The following is a 17,084-nucleotide window of genomic DNA, read 5'->3' as shown; positions in this document are numbered from 1 at the left end:
CAGGGGCCTCAGCCCTTCGCCCGGCCGCCGCGCGCCGGCTTGGGAGCAGGGGCCTCGGCGGCCTCGCTCCCCTCGAGCTGGTTCGTGCGGCGCCGCACGTACTCCACCAGCGTGCGCACGCCCACGCCCGTGCCGCCCTTGCCCAGGTAGCCTCGCTCCTTGGGGCTGGTGGACGGGCCGGCGATGTCCAGGTGCACCCACGGCGTGTCGCCCACGAACTCCTTGAGGAAGAGCGCGGCGTTGATGGAGCCGCCCCAGCGCTCGCCCGAGTTCTTCATGTCCGCCACCTCGGAGCGCAGCGCGTCCTTCTGCAGCTCGCTGATGGGCATGCGCCACATCTCCTCGCCCGCCGTGTGCGCCGACTCAAGCACGTCGTACACCGTCGGATCATGGTCGCCGAAGGCGCCCACGATGTAGTTGCCCAGGGCGACGACACACGCGCCGGTGAGCGTCGCCAGGTCGATGATCGCCGCCGGCTTGTGCTCGGTGGCCCAGGTGAGGATGTCGCCGAGCACCAGGCGGCCCTCGGCGTCCGTGTTGGTGACCTCCACCGTCTTGCCCAGGCGCGAGGTGAGGATGTCACCGGGCCGGTAGGCCGTGCCCGAGGGCATGTTCTCGCAGGCGCCGATGAAGGCGTGCACGGGGAAGGGCGGCTTGAGGGTGGCGATCACCCGCATGGCCCCCAGCACCGCGGCCGAGCCCGCCATGTCCGTCTTCATGTCCACCATGGAGTCGGTGGGCTTGAGCGACAGGCCGCCCGAGTCGAAGGTAATGGCCTTGCCCACCAGCGCCACCGGGGGATTCTTCGCGTGCCGGGCATTCTTCGGCGTGTACTCGACGTGGATGAGCTTGGGCTCGTTCACGCTGCCCTGCGCCACCGCGAGGAACATCCCCATCTTCAGCCGCTCGATCTCCTTGCGGTTGCCCACCGTCACCTTGAGGCCGGCCTCGCGCCCCATCTCCTGCGCGGCCCGCGCGAGGTGCTCGGGGTTGACGACGTTGGGGGGCTCGTTGACCAGGTCCCTCGCCCAGTTGGTGGACTCGGCCACGCGCTGCCCCAGCGCCACGGCCTGATCGTGCTCCTTCGTCTTCTCCACGCCGCCGGGGAGCGCCAGCCGCACCGTGGTCAGCTTCGGCGCGTTCTTGTCCTCCTTGGCCGAGGACTTGTAGCGCTCGAAGCGGTAGGCGCCCAGCTCCAGGCCCTCCACCACGGCGCGCAGGGCGGCGGGCGTGTCCTGCGTTTCGGGCACGGCGAACACGAGTGTGCGCGCCTTGAGGCGCTGGGCCGTCTTCGCGGCTCGGCCGGCCGCCAGGCGAAGAACCTCGGGGGTGTACCGGGCGCGTGAGCCCAGGCCCAGCAGCACCACGCGCTCCGCCTCGAGCCGGCCCAGCGAGTGCACCACGAAGGTCTGGTCGCTCTTGCCCTTGAAGCCCTCCTGGGTGGCGGCGGTGAGCAGCCGGCCTTCCAGCGCCGAGTTGGCTCCGGCCAGCGGCGCGGGCGGCTTGTCCCCGGTCTCGCCGTCGAAGAGGGGAATCACGAGCAGCTCACCGCTCGCGCGGGCGGCCTCGCCGGAGATGAAGCTGAAGTTCATACGGAAAACGGGCTCCTGGAAATGGGGTTGGCGACTGTAGCGCCGCGAATGTTTCAGGCAAGAACGGTCGAGCTTTCCGTCGTTGCAATGACACGCCGTGCTGGCTACGTCCGACACATGCCCTCGTTGCTGCTGCATCTCACGGCCATCGAGCGACTGGCCGCCAACCCGGGAGCGCTCCCCGAGGACTTCGTGCGCGCGCTGACCGAGGACCTGGCCTACGCGCGCTTCGGCGCGGCGTTGCCGGATCTCCCCCTGTGCGAGGGGATTCGCGCACTCCACTCCTGCCATGGTGGGCGGGACTGGCCCCACTTCGCGCGGCTGTACCACGAGCGGGCGCCAGTGGGCCTGGGCCTGAAGATGGCCGAGCTGGTGGCCGCCGGAGCGCTGGTGGGCACCGAGGCCGGGCTCGCGCTGCTGGCCGGCTACTTCACCCACCTGTCCCTGGATCGGGCCCTCCATCCGCACGTGGACAGGCTGGTGGTGCGCCACCGGCGCCGGGGTGAGCACGCGCTCGCCGCGCACCGGAAGATTGAATGGACGCAGACGCTCTTCTACCTGCGGGAGCTGCACGGGGTGGACCTGGTCGGCAGCCCGCGCCTGCGCTCGAAGTTCGAGGTGACCAAGAGCGCCGGCTTGCCGGTGAAGGGCATCGGCCGGGGCATCTACGAGCTGGTGCGGCTGGCCTCGCAGGAGACGCTGCAGCAGGCGCCCACCAAGGCCCAGGTGGATGGGTGGGTGCGAGGCCTGTACCTGGCGGGGTTGTATCTCTCCAGCCCCATGGGGCGGATGCAGGCCCTGCCTGCCTGGTCCCAGCTCAGCTTCCAGGAGCTGTACCGCAACGACGCCTTCGACTTCGCCGCCGAGGTGGAGCACGCGGTGGATCAGACGCGCGCCGTCTTGCGGCGTCTGCTGGCGTACATGGCACGCGGCATCTTCACTCCGCGTGCTCGCGCGCGTTTCCTCGAGGAGTTCCCCGAGGGCACCATCGGTGCATACGCCGCCTAGGTGCTCGAGCCGGGTGAGGAGCAGCCGGCCAGTCGAGCACCGGAGGTCAAGGGGAATGCCGCTATCCGATCGGCAAGGTGACCCCTATCCTCTTCGTGGGTATGACGCTTCTCCTGCTCATCTCAGCCGGTGTCCTCGCGGGTGCAACCGGTGCGCTGCTGGGTGTAGGAGGAGGGGTCATCCTGGTTCCCACGCTGGTCCTGGGCTTCAAGGTTCCGCTGGAGGAAGCGGTCCCCGCGAGCCTCATGTGCGTGGTGGCCAGCTCCTGCGGCGCGGCGGCCAGCTACGTGGAGCGTCGGCTCAGTGACATCCGTCTGGGATTGACGCTGGAGCTGGCCACGGTGCTGGGCGCCATCGTCGGAGGGCTGGTGGCGAGCCTGCTGGCTCCGGCGTGGGTGGCGCTCGTCTTCGGGCTCTTCACCCTGTACGTGTCGGCGCAGATGCTGCTGATGCGCGCGCCGCCGGAGCAGCGTGTCGAGGACTACGTTCCCACCAACTACCCGCTGGGCATCTCCGGCTCCTTCGTGGCCGGGGGACTGTCGGCCCTGCTGGGGGTGGGCGGGGGCCCACTCAAGGTGCCGTTGATGAGCTACGGCATGCGAGTGCCCTTCAAGGTGGCCAGCGCCACCAGCAACCTGATGATCGGCGTGACGGGGGCGGCGAGCGTGGCCGCCTACGCGTGGCGCGGGCACGTGAAGCTCGCGCTGGTGGCTCCGCTGGTGGTGGGGGTGCTGGCCGGTGCGTCCGTGGGGAGCCGGCTGATGCCGCGCCTGCCCACGGCGGTGCTGCGGCGGCTGTTCGCTCTGGTGCTGCTGCTGGTGGCGGCCCAGATGCTGTGGAAGGGAGGGGAGGGACTGTGGCCGAGTCTGCCGAACTGACGAGGGGGGGGCCCGAGGTGCTGACGAGGGCCATTCCGGTGGATTTGAAGAACCCGGCCCACATGGACCTGACGCAGGCCGTCCAGGAGGGACTGCCCGAAGGGGCCCATGCTCAGGAGGGGACCCACGACGCCCCCGAGGCGCCCGCGACAGCAGCCACCCCCGCGCAGGTGGCGCGCGCCGAGGCGGGGGAGCTGTGGATCTCCCGGCTCCTCCGGGGCGGGGCCATGTGCAGCGGAGCGCTCTTCCTGACCTCACTGGCGCTGGAGGCCCTTCCCAGGTCCGAGAACGTGCACGTGGTCATCGACGTGCTGCGCAAGGGGGCGGCGTCGGCCCTGCTGGTGACGCCCGTGGTGCGGCTGGTGGTGGCTGGCACCACGCTGGGCATCCGCGGCGAGTGGAAGTACGCGCTCTACGCGGCCGGTGTGCTGGGGCTGCTCGCGCTGGCGGTGGGCGCGGGGCTCCACGCCTGACTCACACCCCGCGCGCGTCGAAGTGCGCCAGGACCTTGCGGGCCTTCGCCACGTCGTCCTGGCGTCCCTGCTCCTCGAAGAGCGGAATCACCGCCTCGAGCTGCTCGCGCGCGGCCTTCCACTCCTGGGCGAAGGTGTACGCGATGCTCAGGTCCCACCGGGCTCGCGCCTCGTACACGTGATCGTGCAGTTCCTCGTAGAGGTCCACCGCCGCCTGGAGCAACGGTCGCGCCGAGTTGTGGTTGCCCAGCAGGCCCTCGGCCTCACCCAGCAGCAACCGGCACAGCGCCAGCGGCTCCGGGTCTCCCTCCTTCTCCAGCAGCGGCATCGCCTCGGCGAAGCGCTTGCGCGCCGCCTCGTACTCGCCCGCCTCCATGCGGATGTCGCCGATGTCCAGCAGCAGCTGGGCGATGCGCGGCCCGTTCTTCGACTGCCGGTAGAGCAGCAGCGCCTCCTGGTACTTCTCCTCGGCGGCCTTGGCCTGACCGAGCGAGCGCAGCGACTCGCCGACGGCCGCGCGGCACAGCGCCTCGTTCTCCTGGTCCTTCAGCTCGTTGAAGAGCATGGCGGCCTTGGCGATCTGCTCGATGGCGCCCCGGTGGTCCTCGAAGTTGGCGCGTGCCACGCCCAGGCCGAAGTACACCTGCGCCTGGCCGTGCTTGTCCCCGGCCGTCTGGAAGAAGCCCAGCGCCTCCTCGTAGTGACGGCGGCTCTCGGCGTGGTCCTCAAGCATGCCGTGCAGCTCGGCCAGGTGCACGAGCCCCCGGCCGATCTCCCCGGGCTCACCGGTGATGCGCGTCGTGGCGAGCGCGTTGCGCTGGTTCTGCAGGGCTTCGAGGATATGGGCGCGTTCGGTGTCGGAGATGCTCATGGGGGGATGGGGCTCAGTGTTCCTCGCCCTTGTTGCGTCGGCGCGGCTGCTTGTCCAGCGAATCCGCACGCAGGTGATCGCCACCCCGGCCGGCCTCGTGGACGAGCAGGGGCGAGAAGAAGCAATCCTTCTTGGTGTACTCGTCGAAGGAGAAGGCGAAGCGGTAGCTGGCGGCCGCGCGCTGGTTGCAGTCGGTGCGCTCGCAGAAGCGGCAGGAGATGCCGCTGGGCACCGCGTCCTTGCGCAGATCCGTGGTGGGCAGGCCGTACGCCAGGTACTTGGCGTTCTCCGCGTGCGTGCCCAGGCCGATGGAGTACGCCGTGCCGCGCACGATGGAGCCTTCAATCGGCTGCAGCTGCACCTTCGCGAAGCAGAAGTACGAGGTGCCGTCCGGCATCATCGAATACTGCCGGGTGAGCTGGGACGGGTTGAGGAAGGCCAGGTGCACGGCCCACTTGCCGCATGAGCCGCCGCCCGTGGCGAACTTGATGCCGGTGCCGCTGTAGCGCTTGGAGATGTTGCCGGCGATGTCCGAGCGCAGGAAGTGGAAGGGCAGGCCCTTGCGCTTGGGGTCCGACAGGTTGCACAGCCGGTGGGCCACCGTCTCGTACGTGGTGCCGAAGAGGTTGGAGAGCAGCTCCACGTCGTAGCGCGTGCGCTCCACCTCCTTGAAGAAGTCCCCGTAGGGCAGCATCAGCGCGCCGGCGAAGTAGTTGGCCAGGTTCACCTTGATGAGGCGCAGCGTCTCCGCGTGCCGCGTGCGCGCCGCACCGACGATGCGCTCCACCAGCTTCTCCCGGTCCAGCACCAGCAGGCCGATGGACGTCGCGAGCTGGAACTTGAGCGGCTGCTCCATCAGGTCCGGCGAGAGGATGAGCTCCTGGGACTCGGGATCGAACCGGCGCACCACCGAGGAGCCGCTGACCGCGGACTCGAAGCGCACGCGGTAGCCGAAGCGCTCCTCCAGCAGCGGCACCAACTGCGGGCTGGTGAGCAGGCGCCCCAGCTTGAAGTCGCGCCGCAGCGCCTCGGCCTGCTCCTCCAGCTCGGGGAAGTAGTTGTGGTGCGACTGCAGGAAGTCACTCACCTCGTCGAAGGGCGAGTAGTCGAAGCGCAGGCCCGGCCCCGCCGAGCTGCCCGGCACCGACTGCGTGCGCGCCCGCTCCTCGGCGTTGAGCTGCGCCAGCACGTTCTCCAGTTGCGTGCGCGTGTTCTTGTAGAGGTTGAAGAGCGCCGCCACCGTGCCCGCCAGCTTCGGCTCCGCCGACAGGCTCTGCAGCGACTCCGGATCGATGTCGAGGCTCTTGAGCAGCGGCTCGTCCAGCAGCTTCGCGAGCGCCTCGTCCACCCGGCCCTCGCCCAGCGTGGACATGAACTGCTCGGGGTCCTGGTCGAAGTAGCGCAGGGCCTTCCACAGCAGCGGGAAGGGCATGACCCGCTTGCCCTTCTCGATGAGGTTCAGGTACGCCGGGGAGACTCCCAGGTCCTTGGCCGCGTCCGTCTGCTTGATGTTCCGCGCGAGTCTCAGGCTGCGCAGCTTCAGGCCCACGTTCGCGTTGAGTGCGTTCTCGTTCATCTCCGCGCTTCCTGGATGGGGGGTCCTCTACCCCAGTACCCGGCCCCTCCGACACGCCACTGTGCGGAGGCATTTACCGATTTGCAATAAACGTTTTCGAGCGCAACCGCCCCTGTCCTCAACGGAACGGAGGGAGGGCCTGGTGATCGTCCCCACCCGTCCTGAAGTGGCTAACCGTTTGATTTCACAATGCTTGGTGGACAGCTCTGCGACCTGTCGGGCCATGCCCTAGAAGGTCTGTCAAAGTTTTACCGCTACGGTTTACCAGCAACGGGGTGGGGAATCGGGGGGCGGCGAGTCCGTTGAGGAGAGACCCGGAAGGTGATCGGTGGCCTTGCCGGTCTGGGGGCAGGGGAGTGACCTCACGATTCGTCTCCCGGCCACACCATGAGTGCGCCGATAGAGTGTCCGGGTTTCTGCGGGCAGCGGGGTGCGTGATGCCTTCATCCAGGCCGGTCCTCTCCTTCGCGGTACGGGTGTCCCTGCTGTTGGTGTTGGGGGCGTGCCAGCCGGCTCGGACGCTTCCGCTTCGGCCGGGCGAGGATCCGACGGCGCTGCGCTACCGCGTCACCTATGTCCGCGAGCCGGTGCATGCGCTGGACGTGGAGCTCGTCCTCGTTGGTGAGAATGCCCCCCGGGACTTCCTCTTCACCCAACCTGGCGGAGTCGACCGGGTGCGTGTCTTCGGCCCGGAAGGTTCCGGCCACGAGCTGTCCGTGTCTCCGGAGGGCCGCGTCCTCGTCCCGCGGGACACGCGCCTGTTGCGTTACCGCTATCCCTTGGAGGCTCGCGTCCGGGGGGCGCGCCCGGACTTCTCCTCCGGCATGGGCGAAGGGGACTCGTGGCATGTGGCGGGCCGGGCCTGGTTGTTGCGCCCTCGCGTGGTATCGCCCTCGCTTCGCGCGGAGCTCGTGGTGGAGGGCGTGGACGCGCTGCTGCCGTGGGAACCGGATGCGAGCGGCGTCTACCGGCTGGAGGGTGGAGATCTGGTGGACTCGGGTTTCCATGCCTTCGGCGGACGGCGGTGCACGGTGCGGCTACCGGACGCGGTGATGGAAGTGGCGGTGCTCGGCCACATGTCGCGCATGGATGACGCCGGCCTCTGCGCGTGGCTCCACCAGGCCGCGAGCGAGGTGCTCACGGTGCGGCGCCACTTCCCGTACCCACGCATCACCGTGCGCGTCATCCCAGTGCCGGGACGCCAGGCACCCGCCGTCTTCGGCATGGTGCTGTGGAGCTCGCCGCCGAGCGTCTCCGTGCTGGTGGGCCAGGAGGCGGGGCCCGAGTTCTTCCCGCGGGACTGGGTGGCCGTGCACGAGCTCCTCCACCTGGCGCACCCCACCTTCGTGCCGCACATCGCCTGGCTGTCCGAGGGGCTGGCCACCTACTACACGGAGCTGGCGCGAGCGCGCTCAGGCAGGCAGACGCCGGAGCAGGCCTGGGCGGAGCTGGTCTCCGGTTTCTCCCGTGGGCGCGCCGCCGTGGGCACCCGGACGATGGAGGACGTCATGACTCACGGCGCCTCCTTCCAGGGCATCTATTGGACGGGGGCTCTCTTCGCCCTGCTCGTGGACGTGGAGTTGCGCCGCGCTACTGGCAACACGCGGAGCCTGGACGAGGTGCTCGAGCGGCTCGCCAGTTCCGGCCCTACCGCAACTTTCGACGAGTTTGGTGCGGCGGTGGATGCCGTCGCGGGTCGGTCGCTCTTCCACGAGTTGCTCGAGCGCCACCTGTCCCAGCCTGCTTTTGCCGGGGTGGAGCCTCTGTTACAAGCGCTGGGCGTGGAGCCCGGGCCGGACGGAGTGAGGCTCGGTGCCGCGCGTGACAGCCAGGTGCGGGAAGCCCTGGAAGGAGCGCGCCGAGGCCCTGTAACCGCGAAATTCGGAGCGCGTATGTCTGACCGCGACCCCTTCGTCTCTCGCGATGGGAGTCCTCGCCACGTGCAGTTGCCACCCCTCACGCAGTGAAAGGAAACACCATGAACGTCAAGACCATGGCAGCCATCGTCGGTACCCTGTCCCTCGGCTCTCTGGCCACCGGCTGTGCGACCGCGAAGCCCGCGGCCGCCACCTCCGAGGCGAAGGGCACCGAGGCGTCCTGCAAGGGTGGCGCCGAGGCCACCCAGGAGAAGGGCGGCGAGGCCAAGTGCAGCGGCAAGGCCGCCTCCACCTCCGAGAAGGGCAGCGAGCACGGCTGTGGCAAGGACGGCTGTGGCGCCGCCAAGCCGCAGTAAGGGATAGCCCCCGGAATCCCCGGGGTTCTCTTTCGGGCGGTGGGGAGCCTCTTCCCGCCGCCCGTGTCTTTTCCCGAGGTGCCGACGTGTCAGTGAGCTACGCGCGCAGACATGGATTGAAGCCGCTCGGAGCGGGCATCGGGTTGCGGCGCGAGTTCTACGCGCAGCTCCCGGAGACCTCCCGTGCGCTGGACTGGGTGGAGATCATCCCGGAGAACTTCCTCACGCTCGGAGGCCGTCCCCAGCGCGCGCTGGATGCGTGCGTGGAGCGCTGGCCGGTGTTGCCCCATGGGGTGGCGCTGAACATCGGCGGGCCCGAGCCGCTGGACGAGGACTACCTCTCGCGGCTGAAGGCGTTGGTGGAGCGGGTGGACGCGCCCTTCTTCTCGGACCACCTGTGCTACACGCGGTTGGGCGGGGCGTACCTCTATGATCTGCTGCCGCTGCCCTTCTCGGAGGAGGCGGTGGAGCACGTGGTGGCGCGGGTGCGCGAGGTGAAGGAGCGGGTGGGCCGGCCCTTCCTGCTGGAGAACCCGAGCTACTACGCGCGCATGCCGGGGGGCACCCTGCACGAGGCGGACTTCCTGCGGCACGTGGCGGAGCAGGCGGACTGTGGCCTGCTGCTGGACGTGAACAACGTGTACGTGAACTCGCAGAACCACGGGTATGACCCGCGGGCCTTCGTGGACGCGCTGCCGCTGGAGCGGGTGGTGCAGATCCACCTGGCGGGGCACGAGCGCCTGCCGGACGTCATCATCGACACGCACGGGGCGGCGGTTTGCGACGACGTGTGGTCGCTGTACCGCTACGTGCTGGAGCGCACGGGGCCGGTGTCGACGCTCATCGAATGGGATCAGGACATTCCCTCGTTGGAGGCCGTGCTGGACGAGGCGGACCGGGCTCGCGCGGTGCTGGCGGAGGTGGAGTCGCGATGAAACCCGGGCTGCGCGGCTTCTTCGATTCGATGACGGAGTTCTTCCTCACCCCGGGCCCGGACGCACTGGAACGGCTGTACGCGGCGCACCCGGGCTGGGACGCACCGCGCTCGCGCGTGGAGCTCTACGGCCGGATGGTGGCCCACCACGGCAGGTCCACGCTGGACAAGCTCTACCCGCTGACGCGTGCGTGCGTGGACGAGGCGTTGTGGGCGGAACTGGGGCGGGCCTACGAGGCGTCCAGGCCCTCGCGTCCCTACGAGATGAACCACCTGGGCGAGGGCTTTCCGGGCTTCCTCGCGGACGAGGCGGAGCGGCGCGGCCTGCCGGACTTCCTGCCCTCGCTGGCTCGCTTCGAGTGGGCGGACTTCGCCGTGTACACGTCGATGGAGCCGGTGCCGGAGAAGGTGGAGCGGCTGACGGTGAACCCGACGCTGGTGGTGTTGGAGCACCCCTTCCAGCTCTGCGCGTACGTACGGGCGAAGGAGCGGAGGGCGCGACCGGAGCCGGGGCAGGAGATGGCGCTGCTGTGGCGGCACCCCGAGCGGCTGGTGACGATGTACCTGTCAGCGAACGATCGTTCGCTGCTGGCGTTGAAGATGGCGGTGGAGGGACTGACGCCGCCTCAGGTGGCGGAGGCGACCAGCGTGGCCGAGGCGGACATCCGCGCCGCGGTGGAGTCGTGCGTGGCGGACGGCCTCGTCCTGTCGCCTTGAGACTTCACCGGGCGGCTCCGGCGTGGACCGGAGCCGCCGCGGCGGGTGCGGCTACTCGATGATGATCCGGCAGACGCTGCCGCTCGAGGTATCCGTGCACCGCAGACCGTCGCAGCAGGCCGAGGCGCCGCCGCACGGCTGGTTGACGTTGGAGCACGGCGGCTTGCAGGTGCAGTTGGGGCCGCTGCACGCGCCACCGGTGGAGTCATCCACGCAGCTCAGACCGTCGCAGCAGGGCGCGACGGACGAGCACTTCTCGAACGACGGCGCGCACTGCGGGATGGCCTGGCACACGCAGGCGCCGGCCACGTCGCAGGGGATGGGCGGATCGTAGCTGGTCTGCACGCACTGCAGGCCGTTGCAGCAGGTGGAACCGCTCGAGTTACACCCCTCGCCCACCGTGGAGCACCCGTTGCTCACGAGGTACTGGGCCCACTGGGCGATGTGGTTGGAGGTGCTGAGGTCCTGGAAGGGCAGGGCGAAGGACGCGTAGGACGGATCCACTCCCGCGCTCACCTTGTCGGGATCCACCGCCGCCATCCACAGCAGGGTGCCGCTGGGGTTCTCATCGCCTCCGGTGGTGATGGGCACGCGCAGGCCGTACTTGCGCGAGGAGGAGAACGTCACCCACATCAGCCGGCTGGTGTCGCCCGAGTTGCCGCGCGTCACGAAGGGGCTCCACTTCGGGTAGCTGTTGGTCAGCTTCGTCTCGCCCTTGTCCATCACACCGCCCTCGTTGGCCTTGGCCAGCTCCACCCGCTGGGCGCCGGCTTGCAGCTTCGCGGCCCACAGCCGGGCGGACGGGTCCGTATCGCCGTTGCAGTTCTTGTCCGTATCGGCGGTGACGCAGAGGGACTCGTTGTAGACGAGGAAGGAGTTGTCGGGCGCGATGGCCGGGTAGTACCGGTTCTTGTAGGTCTCGGGAGCCACCACCGTCACCGGGGCGTTCCAGCCGCCGCCCGTCTTCGCCGTCACCATCTTGATGGTGCCCATCCAGCTGCGCTGGTTCGTCCTCGAGCCGATGTTGCTCATGGACATGTAGGCGATCGTCTGGCCATCCGGGCTCCAGTCCGGGTGGTTGGCGGGGTTGGTGGAGTCGCCGCTGTTGGGGATCTCCGACTCGAAGGCCGCCGTGTCGCCGTTGAAGATCTGCAGGGAGTAGCGGGAGGTGCCGCTATCGGCGTAGACGCCGACGAACTTGGTGCCGTCCGGGTTCCACGACTCGAAGTTGCTCAGCTTCACGCCACCCTGCGACAGGGGGATCTTGTCGGTGCTCTTGAAGGTGGACAGGTCCACCAGGGCGAGCCGGCCGTCGTTCTGGCCATTGACCTCGGCCACCAGCTTCTTGCCGTTGCGGCTCAGCGCGTGGCAGCCCACGCAGCTCACGCTGGTGCTGATGTTGCTGGCCCTCAGTACGGGCGAGGCCGTCTGCGTGCCCGTGCCGCCGGCGAAGTCGTAGCGCATCACGCCGGTGCCACCCGAGGTGGTCCAGTAGTAGAGCGCGCCCTTGATTTCGGCGCGGGCGAACTGGATGGCGATGGGATCGGACACGCCCACCGTGCCAGAACCCGAGTCGTCCGTGGAGCGCACGGTGACCTTCACCGGCTGGCCGCCACGGTTGCTCTCGGCCAGGAACTTCCACACCTTGTCCTCGGGCGTGTAGATGCAACCGCGGCTCACTCCCGAGGGCAGGGTGAAGCCCGACGGCAGGTAGCAGCGCATGTACACGCGCACGTTGGTGATGCTGTTGGAGAAGGCGAGCTCGAACAGCGAGGTGGAGGCGTTGTTCGGCAGGAAGTGGATCTCCAACTGCCCGAGGTTGGGCGGCACCAGGACGCCATTGTTGGGGTAGACGATCTGCGGTTTGTACGAGGTGTCCACCGTGCCGCCGAACTTCGAGCCCGGATCGGCGGGCACGGGCGTGGTGCTCGTGCTGCCGGCCGGAGGCGTGTCCGACACCTTCTGGTCGAGCCGCACCGTGATGGGGGTGGAGACGGACATGGTGCCCACCCGGGCACGCACGGTGCTGGCGCCGCCGACGGTGGTGCTCGAGGTGAAGCTCGCTCCGCCGAAGGTGCCCAGCCGCGTATCGTCGATGCTGAAGCTGGACCGGCTCGTCATGTCCTCCGTGTGCCCGTCGGTGAAGGTCCCCCTCACCGTGAAGGCCTGGAGGACGCCTGTGCTGCCCGTGACAGCGAGGGTCGGGTTGGTGGGAGAAATCGTCAGGGAGCCCAGCGTGGGGCTGCCGCCTCCTCCTCCGTCAGTGGAGCCGCCATCGGTAGAACCGCCGCCGCCGCCATCGGTAGAACCGCCGCCGCCGCCGTCGGTAGAGCCGCCGCCGCCGTCGGTAGAGCCGCCGCCTCCATCGTTTTGTGAGCCGCCGCCGCCATCTCCGCCATCCACCGTATTACCGCCCCCACCGGGCTTGTCGCCGCAGGAGGAACAGCCAGACAGCGCGGTCGCTGCCATCAGGATGCCGAGTAGCCAGGTTTTCTTCCACATAGGCCTCTAGCGTACCGCCATTTCTGACGTCTGGCTTGGGGGTTCATGTGGTTGCCCGGCCGTGTCTTCATCCGCACCGCAAGCTTGAAACGGGATCGCAGCCGGGAGGGCGAGGACGCGAGGTTTCCTGAATTCTCACGAATGGATCACCCCTGGCGTGGGGAGCCCGGTGAGTACTTCCGAGTCGCTCGCCACGCGGGCAGCCGGGCCGCGCCCGTGGCGCAGTGGTAGGTGCAGGTGCCCTCGACGCACGGTTTCTGCGTCATCCCTCGAGCGCGGTAGTGCCCGTCGCTGTCACGGAAGGTGCCCACCCGCAGAGTGACCCGGCCTCACCAGATCTGGTTGTCACACCGCGCCATGCAGGCCGAGACGCCCTCGCGCAACTCCTCGCAGCCCTGGCCCTGGCCGTCGGACGGGCACCCCTCGTCCTCATTCTCATCACAGGGCTTACACGGCTCGCCAGGGGCCCTGCAGCGCTCGCTCTGGCAGGAAAGGCCTGGGGCGCACTGGTCATCCGAGACGCACTCCAGGCACCGGCCATCCGCTGCGCAGTGGCTGCCGCTCTCACAGCCGTTGACGCTGCAACCACGGCTGGCGAAGTCCTCGTCCGGCTCGGGGAGATCGATCTTCACTTCCTTGTGCTCGTCCTCTCCCACGCACGCGTCCGTCGTCTTCACCGGGAAGCCGGGGACGGACGTCTCCAGGGTATAGCAACCCTCAGGGAGCGGACCCACCTGCCGTTTCCCATTCTCCTCGAGCTGCAACCCCTGGAAGGGCGTGCCCGTCACGGACACCTGCCCGTTGCCCACCCGCTGGTGTCCGGGGGCCCTCACCTTCAGCTCCAGGAAGCCGGCGGCGCGCGGCTTGACGTCCTCCAGTCGCGCCGAGCCTCCCCCGGGCACCACCACCGGCAGGCGCAACGCCTTGTTCGCGGAGGCCACGATGAAGAGCTCCCCCGGGCCGGCTGGAACGCGCTCCACCAGGAAGCTTCCGTCCGCGTTCACGGTGCCGCGGATGTCCGGGTTGCCCACCAGCGACACGAGGGCGACCGCCGGGTCGGCCTCCGTGATGTGGCCGCGCACGGTCCCCGTGCGGAAGGGGGTGTTGTCGAACCCCCCGCACGCCCCCGCCGCGAAGGCGAGTCCCATCAGCACGCTGTAGCCGATCTGGCGCATCAGAAGCGGTACCCCATGCCGGCCCATCCGCCGGTGAAACCCACGGCCTGCCCCCGCCCGTCCACCACCACGTACGTCACCATCATCTGCAGCTGCGATGTCAGCTCCAGCCGCTCGTTCAGCCGCCACACCACACCTCCCACCACGCCCGGGCTGACGGTGAAGTACTGCTGTGCCCCGGTAAAGGCCTCTGTCTGGAAGGACCGCTGGAGGAGCAGAGCGGCCACACGTGGGCCCGCGTAGAGCGACAGGCGCTGCCACCGCCACGTGTAGGGCACCGCGGCCCCCAGCGACAGCGAGGTGTAGATGAAGGGCACGCTGTTGCCAGGTGTCAGCTGGAGGCTCCGATGGCCCCGGCTCCCGCTCACGTCGAAGAGGAGGCTCAGGTCCGGCAGCGGGCGCTCCTCCAGCCGCAGCACCACCGCCAGCTCCGGTGCGGCGGGCAGCAGCTCGTTGCGGCTGCGCGCGTCCACGAAGGAGAACATGCCGCCCATGAGCGCCAGCGAGCGGTGGGGGAAGGCCTGGGTCAGCAGGCGCTCCAGCGGCAGCCGCTCGCCCGCGGAGATGTCCACCACCTCACGGATGAGGATGTCATCCCCCTTGGTGAGCTCCACGGTGCGGCGGCCGGGCGTCACGGCGGCGCCTCCGGGCAGCTCCGTGCGCGTCTCTCCGTCCACCTTCAGCGTGAAGCCGTCCAGCCGGGGGTTGTACGAGAAGAGCTCCGGGCGGCCCGTCCGGTCGATCCGGCCCGAGAGCACCACCGGATCCGCGCCCACCTCCAGGATCTCCGCCGAGGGCCGCTGCCGCCCCTCGGTGAAGGCGTAGGTGCGGCGGCGCGCGTAGTCATGGGCCTCGGTGGCCGTGACGGCCCCGTCGATGTTGCGATCCGCGGCGCCGTTCAGCCCGTCGATGAGGAAGTGGGTGTAGATGTCGTTCTTCAGTCCCTCGTCCTCTCGGGCCGTCTCGCCCCAGTCGCAGGCGGCGAACACCATGGAGGCCCGGCTCGACTCCTCGATGGGCCGCGCGTAGAAGCCGGCCTTGATCCCCGCCAGCTCGGCCTCCAGCTCGCGGGGCAGCAGCGACTTGCCACTGCCGCTGTGACAGGTGGCCAGCACCATCAGCCGGCGGCGCGAGGGGAGTTGGTCGAACTCGGCCTTCAGCACGTCCATGGACAGCGCTGTCTGGGGAATGGCGCGGTACGCGGCGTCGGCGGTCACCAGGTAGCGCTTGAGCTCGCCCTTGCTATCGCGGGCCAGCGTCCCGTGCGCGGAGAAGTACACCACCACCACGTCATCCGGCCGCGAGGCCTCCTGCTTCAACTGGCGGAGCGCGCCGAGGATGGCGGCCCGGGTCGTCTCCTCGGGGCGGGTGAGGACGCGCACCTGGTCGAAGTGGCCGCGCGCCGGATCCCTCAGCGCCGCGGCCAGGTCCTCCGCGTCCTTGGAGGAGTAGCGCAGGTCTCTCCACTGCGCGTCCTGGAACTGCGACACGCCCACCAGCAGGGCCAGCCTCCGGGGCGCATAGGCCTCCGAGAGCGCGGTCTCATCCACCTTCACGGACACGAGTCCGCCCTTGTCGCCCTTCTCGAGCGACCCCGGGCTCGCGCAGGCCGCGAGCACCCCCAGCAGCATGAAGACGAGGCATCTCACCGTGGGCGGGGATTCTGCCCTGCGTGGTCGCCAACTTGGAGCTCGAACCGGTTGATCGCCAGGGCAGCGCTCTCCTCCATGTCGCCACGAGTGAGTGCATCGCGCACCTCGTCGGGTGGGGGAACCTGCCCCGAGGGGAAACCCACCAACCACAAGGCGAGCGGCCCGGACTCGCCCTCCAGACTGATGCCCACCAGGCCCTGGGGGCCTTCCAGCTCGTGTGTCCCGGCCTCGAGGGGGAAGCGGCCGAGCAGCTCGGGAGCGGCGCCGTCGCGCTGCTGGAAGAGGAGGGCCTCACCGGCCTCGGTGGCGTGGTAGCGCAGCACCAGCACATCGTCTTCCGAGGCGATGGCTCCCGGATCCATCCGGCGCAGGTCTCCGTCTGGCTCGCGGGCCACCACGGACATCTCCAGGGCGAGCCGGCCCACGCCCTTCACCCCATTCCACGCACCCGTCTCCCGTCCGGTCGGATGCTGGGCGCGGGGGAGGAGCATGAGCCCCGCGAGGCCGGCCGCCAGGGCCACGGCTGCCCCCACCTTGAGCCAGGGCCGCGTGGGGCCCCTCATGCCACGGCGGACGCGGGCAAAACCCACCTCGTCCAGCCTGGGTTCCTCCTGCCGGGCCGGCGCGAGCTGGAGCAGGAGGGCATCCACCTGGCCGTCGAGCAGCCCGGGACCGGGGACCTTCGCGAGGAAGTCCATGCACTCCTCGCACGGGTGGGCGAGGTGCTCGCGGAAGTACGCCACCGCCTCGGGCTCATGGGCCGAGAGGGCTCGCAGGGCTTCGGCATCCAGGTGTTTCATGTGGCTCACTCCCACCGTCCGGCGAGCACGCGCCGGAGCAGCTCCTGCTTGATTCGGGCCCGGAAACGCTCCAGGCGCATGGTCACGGCGCTCTTTCCCACCCCGAGCTTCTCGGCGATCTCCCGGGCGGACAGTTGGCCTTCCACATAGAAGAGGTAGACGGTCTTCTTCTCCTCGCCCTCGGGCAGCTCGTCGATGAGCTGGCGCACCACGGAGATGTCTCGCTCGAGCTGGAGGGCCTCGGGCACCACGGAGACCGTTTCGGGCTGGGGCTCGGTGAGCTCCTCGTCCATCCGGCGCGTCTGGCCCTTGCGCTCCAGCCGGGTGCGGGCGCGGTTGCGGGCAATGGACAGGAGCCACGCCTCGAAGGCCGCCGGCTCTTTGAGCCGGGGGAGCGCCTTGAAGGCGCGCACGTAGGTCTCCTGGATCACGTCTTCCACCTCATCCGGGTCCAACGGGGCGAAACTGGAGGTCAGCCGGGCCACCAGGGGCCGGGTGCGCCGGTACAGCTCGCTGAATGCAGGCGTTTCTCCCCGGGCCGCCCGCACCACCCATTCCGTCAGCTCCCGCGAGGAACCCACCCGAGTCATAGACCCTCCTGGGGGTACAGCGGCCACACGCGACCCGGTGGACGGACGCCACGCTTCCTGCTTCCCCTGGGAGGAGTGTGCGG

Annotated in this window: 15 protein-coding genes; 7 read left to right on the top strand and 8 right to left on the bottom strand. The window is 69.3% G+C overall.

Features of this window, described 5'->3' with window-relative positions:
* Positions 1-8: 8 nt before the first annotated feature.
* Positions 9-1,592: a leucyl aminopeptidase gene (locus tag DAT35_RS17620; RefSeq protein ID WP_108068192.1), complete on the bottom strand. Its 1,584-nt coding sequence runs from the start codon at positions 1,590-1,592 to the stop codon at positions 9-11.
* An 87-nt stretch (positions 1,593-1,679) separates the two neighbouring features.
* On the opposite strand from DAT35_RS17620, the gene DAT35_RS17615 reads away from it, so the two are divergent.
* The 3 genes from DAT35_RS17615 (at position 1,680) to DAT35_RS17605 (ending at position 3,951) form a co-directional block, all read left to right on the top strand.
* Positions 1,680-2,600: a zinc dependent phospholipase C family protein gene (locus DAT35_RS17615; protein WP_233261525.1), complete on the top strand. Its 921-nt coding sequence runs from the start codon at positions 1,680-1,682 to the stop codon at positions 2,598-2,600.
* Positions 2,601-2,701: 101 nt separating this feature from the next.
* Complete coding sequence (locus tag DAT35_RS17610) at positions 2,702-3,478, top strand: sulfite exporter TauE/SafE family protein (protein WP_108068190.1); 777 nt, start codon at positions 2,702-2,704, stop codon at positions 3,476-3,478.
* 17 nt (positions 3,479-3,495) lie between these two features.
* Positions 3,496-3,951, top strand: coding sequence for a hypothetical protein (locus DAT35_RS17605; protein ID WP_233261524.1), 456 nt, complete (start codon positions 3,496-3,498; stop codon positions 3,949-3,951).
* A gap of 1 nt (position 3,952) precedes the next feature.
* Here DAT35_RS17605 and DAT35_RS17600 read toward each other — a convergent pair whose 3' ends face one another.
* Both DAT35_RS17600 and DAT35_RS17595 read right to left on the bottom strand, forming a co-directional pair.
* A complete protein-coding gene (locus DAT35_RS17600) occupies positions 3,953-4,822 on the bottom strand; it encodes a tetratricopeptide repeat protein (protein WP_108068189.1) in 870 nt (289 codons plus the stop codon).
* Positions 4,823-4,835: 13 nt separating this feature from the next.
* On the bottom strand, positions 4,836-6,398 hold the full coding sequence (locus tag DAT35_RS17595) for a short-chain fatty acyl-CoA regulator family protein (protein ID WP_108068188.1): 1,563 nt from the start codon (positions 6,396-6,398) through the stop codon (positions 4,836-4,838).
* A gap of 437 nt (positions 6,399-6,835) precedes the next feature.
* On the opposite strand from DAT35_RS17595, the gene DAT35_RS17590 reads away from it, so the two are divergent.
* The 4 genes from DAT35_RS17590 to DAT35_RS17575 all read left to right on the top strand — a co-directional run bounded on the left by DAT35_RS17590 (position 6,836) and on the right by DAT35_RS17575 (position 10,282).
* Positions 6,836-8,365: a hypothetical protein gene (locus DAT35_RS17590; RefSeq protein WP_199242922.1), complete on the top strand. Its 1,530-nt coding sequence runs from the start codon at positions 6,836-6,838 to the stop codon at positions 8,363-8,365.
* Positions 8,366-8,376: 11 nt separating this feature from the next.
* Positions 8,377-8,631: a hypothetical protein gene (locus DAT35_RS17585; RefSeq protein ID WP_108068187.1), complete on the top strand. Its 255-nt coding sequence runs from the start codon at positions 8,377-8,379 to the stop codon at positions 8,629-8,631.
* An 86-nt stretch (positions 8,632-8,717) separates the two neighbouring features.
* Positions 8,718-9,566: a DUF692 domain-containing protein gene (locus DAT35_RS17580; RefSeq protein WP_108068186.1), complete on the top strand. Its 849-nt coding sequence runs from the start codon at positions 8,718-8,720 to the stop codon at positions 9,564-9,566.
* Positions 9,563-10,282 (top strand): DUF2063 domain-containing protein, encoded by a 720-nt coding sequence (locus DAT35_RS17575; protein WP_108068185.1) that lies wholly within the window; start codon positions 9,563-9,565, stop codon positions 10,280-10,282. The genes DAT35_RS17580 and DAT35_RS17575 overlap by 4 nt, the downstream gene beginning before the upstream one ends.
* Before the next feature lie 51 nt (positions 10,283-10,333).
* On the opposite strand, the gene DAT35_RS17570 is transcribed toward DAT35_RS17575, so the two are convergent.
* The 5 genes from DAT35_RS17570 to DAT35_RS17545 all read right to left on the bottom strand — a co-directional run bounded on the left by DAT35_RS17570 (position 10,334) and on the right by DAT35_RS17545 (position 17,001).
* Positions 10,334-12,784, bottom strand: a complete 2,451-nt coding sequence (locus DAT35_RS17570) for a hypothetical protein (RefSeq protein ID WP_158501753.1) — start codon at positions 12,782-12,784, stop codon at positions 10,334-10,336.
* A 329-nt stretch (positions 12,785-13,113) separates the two neighbouring features.
* Positions 13,114-13,959, bottom strand: a complete 846-nt coding sequence (locus tag DAT35_RS17560; RefSeq protein ID WP_108068183.1) for a carboxypeptidase regulatory-like domain-containing protein — start codon at positions 13,957-13,959, stop codon at positions 13,114-13,116.
* On the bottom strand, positions 13,959-15,590 hold the full coding sequence (locus DAT35_RS17555) for a caspase family protein (RefSeq protein ID WP_369945861.1): 1,632 nt from the start codon (positions 15,588-15,590) through the stop codon (positions 13,959-13,961). Before DAT35_RS17555 ends, DAT35_RS17560 begins: the two co-directional genes overlap by 1 nt.
* 14 nt (positions 15,591-15,604) lie before the next feature.
* Positions 15,605-16,411, bottom strand: a complete 807-nt coding sequence (locus tag DAT35_RS17550) for a hypothetical protein (protein WP_108068435.1) — start codon at positions 16,409-16,411, stop codon at positions 15,605-15,607.
* A gap of 5 nt (positions 16,412-16,416) precedes the next feature.
* A complete protein-coding gene (locus DAT35_RS17545; protein ID WP_108068181.1) occupies positions 16,417-17,001 on the bottom strand; it encodes an RNA polymerase sigma factor in 585 nt (194 codons plus the stop codon).
* Between the last annotated feature and the right edge of the window lie 83 nt (positions 17,002-17,084).

Origin of the sequence: Vitiosangium sp. GDMCC 1.1324, from assembly GCF_003044305.1 — a bacterium.
Taxonomy (GTDB): Bacteria; Myxococcota; Myxococcia; order Myxococcales; family Myxococcaceae; genus Archangium.
Note: the sequence above shows the minus strand (reverse complement) of the source record. Positions and strands in the feature narration are given on the sequence as shown.

Coding starts and splice junctions, on each gene's coding strand:
- DAT35_RS17620 (WP_108068192.1), bottom strand. CDS start 1,592: ATGAACTTCAGCTTCATCTCCGGCGAGGCCGCCCGCGCGAGCGGTGAG.
- DAT35_RS17615 (WP_233261525.1), top strand. CDS start 1,680: ATGACACGCCGTGCTGGCTACGTCCGACACATGCCCTCGTTGCTGCTG.
- DAT35_RS17610 (WP_108068190.1), top strand. CDS start 2,702: ATGACGCTTCTCCTGCTCATCTCAGCCGGTGTCCTCGCGGGTGCAACC.
- DAT35_RS17600 (WP_108068189.1), bottom strand. CDS start 4,822: ATGAGCATCTCCGACACCGAACGCGCCCATATCCTCGAAGCCCTGCAG.
- DAT35_RS17595 (WP_108068188.1), bottom strand. CDS start 6,398: ATGAACGAGAACGCACTCAACGCGAACGTGGGCCTGAAGCTGCGCAGC.
- DAT35_RS17590 (WP_199242922.1), top strand. CDS start 6,836: ATGCCTTCATCCAGGCCGGTCCTCTCCTTCGCGGTACGGGTGTCCCTG.
- DAT35_RS17585 (WP_108068187.1), top strand. CDS start 8,377: ATGAACGTCAAGACCATGGCAGCCATCGTCGGTACCCTGTCCCTCGGC.
- DAT35_RS17575 (WP_108068185.1), top strand. CDS start 9,563: ATGAAACCCGGGCTGCGCGGCTTCTTCGATTCGATGACGGAGTTCTTC.
- DAT35_RS17570 (WP_158501753.1), bottom strand. CDS start 12,784: ATGTGGAAGAAAACCTGGCTACTCGGCATCCTGATGGCAGCGACCGCG.
- DAT35_RS17560 (WP_108068183.1), bottom strand. CDS start 13,959: ATGCGCCAGATCGGCTACAGCGTGCTGATGGGACTCGCCTTCGCGGCG.
- DAT35_RS17555 (WP_369945861.1), bottom strand. CDS start 15,590: ATGCTGCTGGGGGTGCTCGCGGCCTGCGCGAGCCCGGGGTCGCTCGAG.
- DAT35_RS17550 (WP_108068435.1), bottom strand. CDS start 16,411: ATGAAACACCTGGATGCCGAAGCCCTGCGAGCCCTCTCGGCCCATGAG.
- DAT35_RS17545 (WP_108068181.1), bottom strand. CDS start 17,001: ATGACTCGGGTGGGTTCCTCGCGGGAGCTGACGGAATGGGTGGTGCGG.